The sequence below is a fragment of the Salinisphaera sp. genome, from assembly GCF_002729955.1.
In the GTDB taxonomy this organism is placed as follows: Bacteria; Pseudomonadota; Gammaproteobacteria; order Nevskiales; family Salinisphaeraceae; genus Salinisphaera.
In genome coordinates, this window is record NZ_PBYA01000039.1 from 1 (window position 1) to 8105 (window position 8105).

The 8105-nt window shown below is 59.6% G+C and carries 7 protein-coding genes; all 7 read right to left on the bottom strand.

What is annotated here, in order from left to right; translation table 11 throughout:
* Positions 1–65: 65 nt before the first annotated feature.
* Complete coding sequence (locus tag CMN27_RS11505; protein ID WP_293626575.1) at positions 66–611, bottom strand: hypothetical protein; 546 nt, start codon at positions 609–611, stop codon at positions 66–68.
* Between the two features lie 238 nt (positions 612–849).
* A complete protein-coding gene (locus CMN27_RS11510) occupies positions 850–1689 on the bottom strand; it encodes a nucleoid-associated protein (RefSeq protein WP_293626577.1) in 840 nt (279 codons plus the stop codon).
* Between the two features lie 304 nt (positions 1690–1993).
* The gene (locus CMN27_RS11515) at positions 1994–2254 is read right to left on the bottom strand and encodes a cory-CC-star protein (protein WP_293626578.1); all 261 of its coding nucleotides are present in this window, start codon (positions 2252–2254) and stop codon (positions 1994–1996) included.
* Between the two features lie 70 nt (positions 2255–2324).
* Entirely contained in the window at positions 2325–2747 is a 423-nt protein-coding gene (locus CMN27_RS11520; RefSeq protein ID WP_293626580.1) for a hypothetical protein, read from the bottom strand.
* The gene (locus CMN27_RS11525; RefSeq protein ID WP_293626581.1) at positions 2744–4450 is read right to left on the bottom strand and encodes a carbon starvation protein A; all 1707 of its coding nucleotides are present in this window, start codon (positions 4448–4450) and stop codon (positions 2744–2746) included. Before CMN27_RS11525 ends, CMN27_RS11520 begins: the two co-directional genes overlap by 4 nt.
* 144 nt (positions 4451–4594) lie before the next feature.
* Entirely contained in the window at positions 4595–5695 is a 1101-nt protein-coding gene (gene moeB, locus CMN27_RS11530) for a molybdopterin-synthase adenylyltransferase MoeB (protein ID WP_293626583.1), read from the bottom strand.
* A complete protein-coding gene (gene rmuC / locus CMN27_RS11535) occupies positions 5685–7046 on the bottom strand; it encodes a DNA recombination protein RmuC (protein ID WP_293626584.1) in 1362 nt (453 codons plus the stop codon). The genes moeB and rmuC overlap by 11 nt, the downstream gene beginning before the upstream one ends.
* Between the last annotated feature and the right edge of the window lie 1059 nt (positions 7047–8105).

Consider the following 8105-nt stretch of genomic DNA (forward strand, 5'->3'; position numbering starts at 1 on the left):
ACCTCTTCTGTCGTCTGAAATCAGTGATTGGTCTTACTAATTTCAGCAGGTGGGTGCCGCCTCCTTCAATCGCTCATACACCAGAAATGAGCGTAGCTCGCTTCTATATCTTCAGGCCCTTTTCCCCACGGGATGAACTGGATAGTTTGACTACCAGCGACATTATCTAAATCTTTGCATTCAAATAGAAGCCTATCGCTAAATCGAGTAGAGAGCGCGCTAAATAGTAGAGATACAGACTCGGAGCGAAGATATGTAGCGAAGGCTTCTAGGCTATAGATAGATACACATGAGTCTTTCGGCTTACGAATCGTAATGGTATACGTCGCGGTACCGGGGTCTATGCATTCTTCTATGTGCTCTCTCGCGAGACCTCTACCAACAGCACCCACATTTGTAATCGCCGACGCATCCCCGTCGAAATCGATTTCCAACTCATACCTGTCACGCGGCGACAACTTCTCTGCAAGATTGAAAATTTCGTCAGTGTGCTCTAAAGCACGACTTGGCGAACACAAAGAAGACCGAATGACAATTCGATATTCGTCAAGCCGCTCTTGAAGCTCGATTAACTCAACATCAGAAAAAGATGTCTTTAAGCTTTCAAACACTCAATTATTCCATCGGCTTGAACTTGAATCGACGTGCATTCTCTTCGTTAGCATCGACGAGCAATACCGTCTTACCGTCTCTAGTCCGCGAAGACCAGATCTTATCTTCTAGATTAGCAATACCCTCAGTGTATTGAAGATTGATCTCACTCGTAACCGGAACAGTGATTTGTCGAAAGGGCACCGCTCCGGGCTTTAGATCGAATTGACTGTCGAAATTTTTGCGCTCCGGGAGTTTTCATAATTTCTTTGTAATCTCCTTAATCTTTTTTTCCGACTGCTCGGTTTCCGCTGAGTACGTGGAAAAAACCTCGGTCACGAACTCATCAAAATTCATCCGGCCCTCTTTTTTAAATGCGGCCACCGAGGCATTACGCAGAAGAGTGTAGTCTGCTCTAGACACCTTTTTTAGCGGAGCCAATGTTTTTGTTACGGCTTTTATCGCAGTCTTCGTATTATGTTCGTCCGTCCTTAGCTCGGTCAGCTCCCAGAAGTCACGCCACCAATAGGTTGACGGTTTAGAGTTCGTGTCAAATATCAAGACGTCAAAAACTTGACCATCTTTGTCAAAACCGACTTTGCACGCTTTGTAGACTTTTTGAGTCTCGCCAAGACCAATCTTTCGCCGGAAGTCTTCTTCATCAATAAACGATTGATGCTCAATTTTTACGCCCAGATATTGTATCGAATGTCCATCCTTGTATATAAACTGGAGGAAACTTCCCTTTTTAACGTGCCCTGTCCCCTCAGGGTTCAAGTGGCCGAATTTATTGTCCGTCGTAATTTCAATACGTAACAGCCTGCCCGCTAGCCCTTCTGCCTCATCACACATGCTCAAGTCCGGCTCTTCGTAGAACACCCTTAAGGCTCTTGCGAACTCAGTAGTTTGTGCGGCCAACGCATATTCGCGCTTTTGAGGCTTGTTTCCGATCTCGCCCAGCAGCTCAGAAAGATACTGTTCAAGATCGTCCGCTTCTCCAGGGATTGCTACACGTTCGCAAACCTGCCCACCGATATCGATGTGATGCAATGTCGTACTAAGTATTCGGCCAGTCGGCAAATCCATCTCAGGTGTCACTGTCTTACATCCCCTCTTCTTCGAATCTTTTAAGCCGCTTAAAGCGCACGCTGTGTAACTTTTTTTTGCCGTTAACTCAAAGCTACGCACCTCAGATCGTAGGCATGGCGGTCAGAGTCAGTCTTTGCGTAGTCTTTGAATACTGTGGTCGACTTAGCTGCACTGGCATAAGCCAGAATTTATCTTCCGATTCAGGCCTCTTTCGGAGCACAATAGCTGTAGATCAATCAGATTTTATCTAGCTGGCTGGACTCTTTATATCAAGTCCGCTTCTTTATCGCCCCCCCCCCTCTCCCGCGCAAAGTCAACAACAGACACCGGCTTCGGGGAATGTTTCCATACCCATGCGCTGATGCCAGCGATGAAAGGCCTCGATCAGGTCGGGATAGAGCTCGAGGGCATAGTAGTCGGCGGGCCCGGGAATACCGAGGGCCTCGAGAAACAACAGCGCCACCAGCACGTCTTCTTCCGAACGCGCTTCGCGGGCGATGCCGGCACGCCAGGGCGCCATGAACAGTTCGTCGTGATAGTCGGAAAAACGTTGCCAGAGGCTCTTGTCGGTCATGGCTGTCGCTGCGCGTCTGCGGTAGGTCGAGCCGGCGAAGACTGTTGCACCCTTGCCAGCACGGCGGCCATCACGGTCTGCGTATCAGGCAGGCGGCCCGAATGAGCGTATTGCCGTCCACGACCACGGCCACCGGCGCGCCCGCCCGGGCCACGGCCCGCAGCGCGGCGAATACGCCGGCGCCATTGGCACGCGCCGCGCGCCAGACCGCAGGGTAGAGCCAGACCAGATTCCGCGGGTCGACCACGGTCAGCTCCAGATCCGGCACGGCGGCGGCCAGTGCTCGATAGATCTCGCCGACTTGTTCCATGCGTGCCCGGCTGTGGCTGAAATCGGCGGCGCCGCCGAGCGCCGTATGGCGTTCGCCCAGCCGGCCACAGCAACCCGAGCCGCTATGTTGGGCATCCTGTTCGCGCACCAGAATCACCTGGTGAACGCGCCCGTCCGCCAGCCTGCCGCGCACGGCAGGGTCGACGACGGAGGCCGAACTCACGATTCCTCGGCACCTGCGCTCGGGTTGCGACGTTCGCGGTTGAACGCGGTGAACGCTTCTACCACCAGCCAGGCCGCGAGCACGAAGATCGCGGCATCCATCACCAGCAGCAGCCAGTCGCCCTTGGCAAAGAAGTCGCCCAGGTTGAGCAGCAGCGCCCAGGTGGTCATGAACAGCAGGAACACCAGCGGAATCAGGGCTGCCAGCGGGTTGCGATTGCGAGCCAGCAGCCATACGCCGATGATCGACAGCGCGAGCCCGGCGGTGAGCTGGTTGGTGGTACCGAACAGCGTCCACAGACGGCCGAAGGCAAAACCCTTGCCGCCGGAACTGTCGCCGCCGGGCAGCAGTGCCAGCCCCAGCGGAATCAGCACGGCGAGCGTGGTAAGCAGATTGACCCGGCCCACCAGCGCCTTGACCCCGGCCAGCTCTGCGATTTCTTCCAGGATATAGCGCTGCAGGCGCACCCCGGTGTCCATGGTGGTGCCGGCGAAGGTGATGACCACGACCGCCGCGAACGTCGCGCCCAGCGTTGCCGGGATGCCGAGGTTGCTCAGAAAATGGCCGGTTCCGGTCACGAAATGGCCGAGCGCGCCGCCGGAGGCCGCGCCGAAATCAGCGTAAGCGGCGTTCCAGTCGCCGGCGGCGCCGAGGCCCGCGGTACAGGCCAGAATCGCGGCCAGCGCCAGTGCGCCTTCGCCCAGCGCGCCGCCGTAGCCGACGAAACGCGCCTCGGTTTCGTTACCCAGCTGTTTCGAGGTGGTGCCGGACGCAACCAGGCTGTGGAAGCCGGAAATCGCCCCGCAGGCCACGGTGATGAACAGATAGGGGAACCAGTGCGGCGAATTCGGCGCGACTTCGTTGACCGCCGGCGCGCTGATCGTATCCCAGCCGATGAGTACACCGAGAAAGATCACCACCAACGCGACGATGAGCTGCTGGCCGTTGATGTAATCGCGCGGCTGCAGCAGCACCCACACCGGCAGCCGTGAGGCAATCCAGGTATAGGCAAAGATCAGGATGATCCAGGTCGTGCGCACCGACAGCCCGACCGCCTCGGCCAGCCCGTCGACGTAGATCGGATAGGCCTGGCCGACCGGGATTGCGGCATAGAGCAGCAACAGCCCCAGGATCGAGGGAATGACGATCGATCGGCCCATGCGATAGGCCCACTGGCCGATGAACACGGCGATCGGGATCACGATCAGCGCCGGTACCACCGCGCCGGGGTTCTTTTCGAACAGGATCGCCATGACCACGCCGAACACCGCGTTCACGAGCGTGAGCAAGAAGAAGATGATGAGCAGAAACAGCGTACTCGCGCGCGCCGATACCACCTTGCCGGACAGGGTGCCGATATTCTGGCCACGGTTGCGCGCGGAGACGACGATAGAGCCGAAGTCGTGTACGCCGGCCGCGAAGATCGTGCCCAGAATCACCCACGTGAGTGCCGGCAGCCAGCCCCAGTAGACCGCAATCGCCGGGCCTACGATCGGCGCCGCACCCGCCACCGATGTGAAATGATGGCCAAGCAGTACATGCTTGTGCGTGGGAACGAAGTCCACGCCGTCGCGCATGGCATGCGCCGGAGTGACGAAGTTCGGATCGAGCCGATAGACCTTTTCTGCCAGATAGCGCGAGTAGAACCTGTAGGCGAAATAGAACGCCACCAGCGTGATCACGATTAGAAGAAAGGCCGGCATATCGTCTCCCCACGCTTTCGCGCCCCCACCTTCGGGCGCTGTACAGTCGGCAAATGCTAGCAACGCGCCCGACCTCGACGATAGTCGACTATCGTCGGTCGTTATTGCCCCGGTGTGTCAAAGGCCGAGCGGATATCGCCCGTCTCACCCGCCGCAGGCTGCACAGTTCGGGTCGGCCGGCACCTGCAGGCTGCGCCAGCGCTGGGTGCGGGCATCCAGGGTCAGTACCCGGGCCGAAAGCGTATCCGCCATACCCACGATCAGCTTGATCGCCTCCAGCGCCTGGAGCGTGCCCACCAGACCGGGCACCACCCCGAGTACGCCGGCTTCGGCGCAGGTCGGCGCCGCACCCGCCGGCGGGGCACTGGCGAACAGGCAGCGGTAACAGGGCTGGCCGCCGGCCGGAAACACCCCCACCTGGCCGGAAAAGCGCTCGACCGCGCCATAGACCAGCGTGATCTTCGCAGCCACGCAGGCGTCGTTGATGGCATAGCGCGCGGCGAAGTTATCGCAGCCGTCCACCACCAGATCGTAGCCTGCAACCAGCTCGGCGGCGTTGTCGGCGCTCACGCGCTTTTCGATCGGCTCGATATCGATGCTCGGATTGAGCGCGCTCAGGCTGGCCATCGCCGAGCGCACCTTGGGCTGGCCGACGCTGGCATCGCGATGCAGGATCTGGCGATGCAGGTTGGAGCGATCGACCACGTCGTGATCGACGATGCCGATATGCCCCACGCCGGCCGCGGCCAGATAATAGGCCGCCGGCGAACCCAGCCCGCCGGCGCCGATGATCAGTACCCGCGCATCGCGCAGCTTCGTCTGGCCGGCTTCACCGACCTCCGGCAGGGTGAGCTGGCGCGCATAGCGGGCGCGGTCGGCGGTATCGAGCATGGCCGGCGTTTCGAACGCCAGCCCGGCGTCCTTCCAGGCATCGAAGCCGCCTTCCACCGAGCGCACATCGGTATAGCCGAGCCGCGTGAGCTGATCGGCCGCCAGCAGCGAGCGCGAGCCGGATGCACACATGAGCAGAATGGTCTGGCTCGGATCGCTGACCTGTTCTTCGATGCGCATTTCCAAAAACCCGCGGCCCAGCGCTTTCGCCCCCACCGGCGTGCCCTGGGCGATCTCGTCGGCCTCGCGGATATCCACGAGCAGCGCGCCATCGCGCGCCAGTTCGGCCGCGCGTTCGGCGGTCACCGGCGGTATACGCTCACGCAGCAGGGCAAGCTCGTCTTTAAGGCTCATGGCGTTCGTCCAGGTCGTCGTTATCGTCGTCGGGCGCTTCATCGGCGTGCGTGGATGAGCCCAGCTCGGCCTGGCGCACCCACGTGGCGCCCATCGACTTGCTGGTATTCGCGCCCATCTTTTTCAACTGTTCGCTGCGCCGAACGATATTGCCGCGTCCGCTCACCAGCTTGTTGCGGGCGGAATCGAAGGCCTTGTTGGCGGTGTCCATGGCCCGGCCGAGCTTGTCCAGATCGTCCACGAAGCCCACGAACTTGTCGTAGAGCGCGCCGGCCCTGTTGGCGATCTCGGCGGCGTTTTCTTCCTGCTGCTGGAGCTTCCACAGGTTGGCGATCGCCCGCAGCATGGGCATGAGCGTGGTCGGCGAAACCAATGCGATATTCGCATCCAGCGCCTCGCGCTGCAGATCGAAATCCCCGCGCAGGGCCTCGACGTAGGCCGCTTCCGAGGGGATGAACATGAACACATAGTCCAGCGTTTCGATGCGGTCGATGTTCTGGTAGTTCTTGGCCGACAGGCCCTTGAGATGGCGCCGTACCGAGGCTACATGATCGGCCAGGGCCGCACGGCGCGTGGCCTCGTCCTCGGCTTCGTGCACCCGCAGATAGGCGGTCAGCGACACCTTGGCATCGACCACGATGCTGCGCTGTTCTGGCAGATGCACCACCGCGTCCGGCAGCTGGCGATTGCCGTCCTCCGTGGTGGCCGCGAACTGGGTTTCGTACTGCACGCCCTTTTCCAGGCCCGAGCGTTCCAGCACGGTTTCCAGAATCATCTCGCCCCAGTTGCCCTGGGTCTTGGATTCGCCGCGCAGCGCATTGGCGAGATTGGTCGCATCCTCGGCGATGGCCTTGTTGGACTGTTCGAGCAGGCGCACCTGCTCCGCCAGGGCCGAGCGCTGGCGGTTTTCCTGGTCGTAGGCTTCGCGCACCTGTTTTTCGAAGCGCCCGATATGCTCGCGCAGCGGGTTGATCAACGGTTCCAGGCTGGCCTTGTTCTGCTCGGTGAAGGCTCGGCTTTTTTCCTCGAGAATCTCCTGCGACAGGGTCTTGAACTGGTGGGTGAGCGCTTCGCGTGCTTCGGTCAGCGTCTTGAGCTTGTCCTCGGCATGGCGGCGTTCGGCCTCCAGGCGGGTTTCCAGGCGCGCGTTGTCGGCGCGGGCGTTATCGAGGGCCGCGCGGGTCTCGGCCAATTCGGCCGCACGCGTGTCGGCTTCGCGCTGGGCGCTAGCACGGTCGGCCATCAGCTGCGCCTGTTTCGAGCGCGCCCAGAACAGCACGAACACGCCGCCCAGCAGCACACCGGCCCATAGCGCAGCTGCCAGGTAAAGCGTGGTAACGGATGGCATCATCAAATCGCGGCTCTTGGTGATCAGTAACGAACGTCAGCATACGGGTTGCAGCACGGATCGCTTACCCGTCGAATTATCGGTCTTTCGAGTATTTTCGCGTTCATTTTCAAACGAATTGCCTGCTCGAGAACAGCCCGCCGCGGTTCCTCCGTGAGCAAGCAGTCGTTTATCCACAGATTACGCCGATTACGCAGATGCATTGATTTGGCCGTGATGCGTGACCGGCTGCATTGGCGCCCTGGCCTTGGTAGCGGTGGCCGGACAGAAAGGTCCGCAGATCGACGCAGATCACACAGATCAAAGACAAGAAGTCACGGTCGTTCGCTTCGCCGGTCGCCTGCCCCACGCGCTTCTTCATCTGTGCAATCTGCGTAATCTGTGGTTCCGCTTGAGGAACGAAGCCATCACAAGGTCGCTTACCGAACTGCGCCCACAGAGTGCAGCCTCTGCAGACTACCTATAGCGCGCGGCGCTAACACCCAACCACCTGGGCCTTCGACCAATCTGCCTTTCGTCTTATTCGCGTCTCTTCGCGTTCATTCGCGGACAACCTGCCTGCTTGAGAACAGCCCGCCGCGGTTCCTCCGTGAGCAAGCAGTCATTTATCCACAGATTACGCCGATTACGCAGATGCATTGATTTGGCCGTGGTGCGAGGCCGACTGCATTGGCGTCCTGATCCTGGTAGCGATAGCCCGACGGAAAAGTCCGCAGTTCACACAGATCAAAGACAAGAAGTCGCGGTCGGGCGCTGTCGTCTGACGCACGCGCCACGCGCTTCCTCATCTGTGCAATCTGCGTAATCTGTGGTTCCTCTCGAGGAACGAAGCCATCACAAGGTCGCTTACCGAACTGCGCACACAGAGTGCACCCTCTGCGAACTGTCGTTAGCGTGCGCCGTGTACATCACATCATCCGGCCTTCTAGCGATCCGTTGTTTGCCTTATTCGCGTGTCTTCGCGTTCATTTGCGGACAACCTGCCTGCTTGAGAACAGCCCGCCGCGGTTCCTCCGTGAGCAAGCAGTCATTTATCCACAGATTACGCCGATTACGCAGATG

What these genes read in the sequence shown, in the direction of transcription:
- CMN27_RS11515 (WP_293626578.1), bottom strand. Translation starts at nt 2,254, where the DNA reads ATGACCGACAAGAGCCTCTGGCAACGTTTTTCCGACTATCACGACGAA.
- CMN27_RS11525 (WP_293626581.1), bottom strand. Translation starts at nt 4,450, where the DNA reads ATGCCGGCCTTTCTTCTAATCGTGATCACGCTGGTGGCGTTCTATTTC.
- moeB (WP_293626583.1), bottom strand. Translation starts at nt 5,695, where the DNA reads ATGAGCCTTAAAGACGAGCTTGCCCTGCTGCGTGAGCGTATACCGCCG.
- rmuC (WP_293626584.1), bottom strand. Translation starts at nt 7,046, where the DNA reads ATGATGCCATCCGTTACCACGCTTTACCTGGCAGCTGCGCTATGGGCC.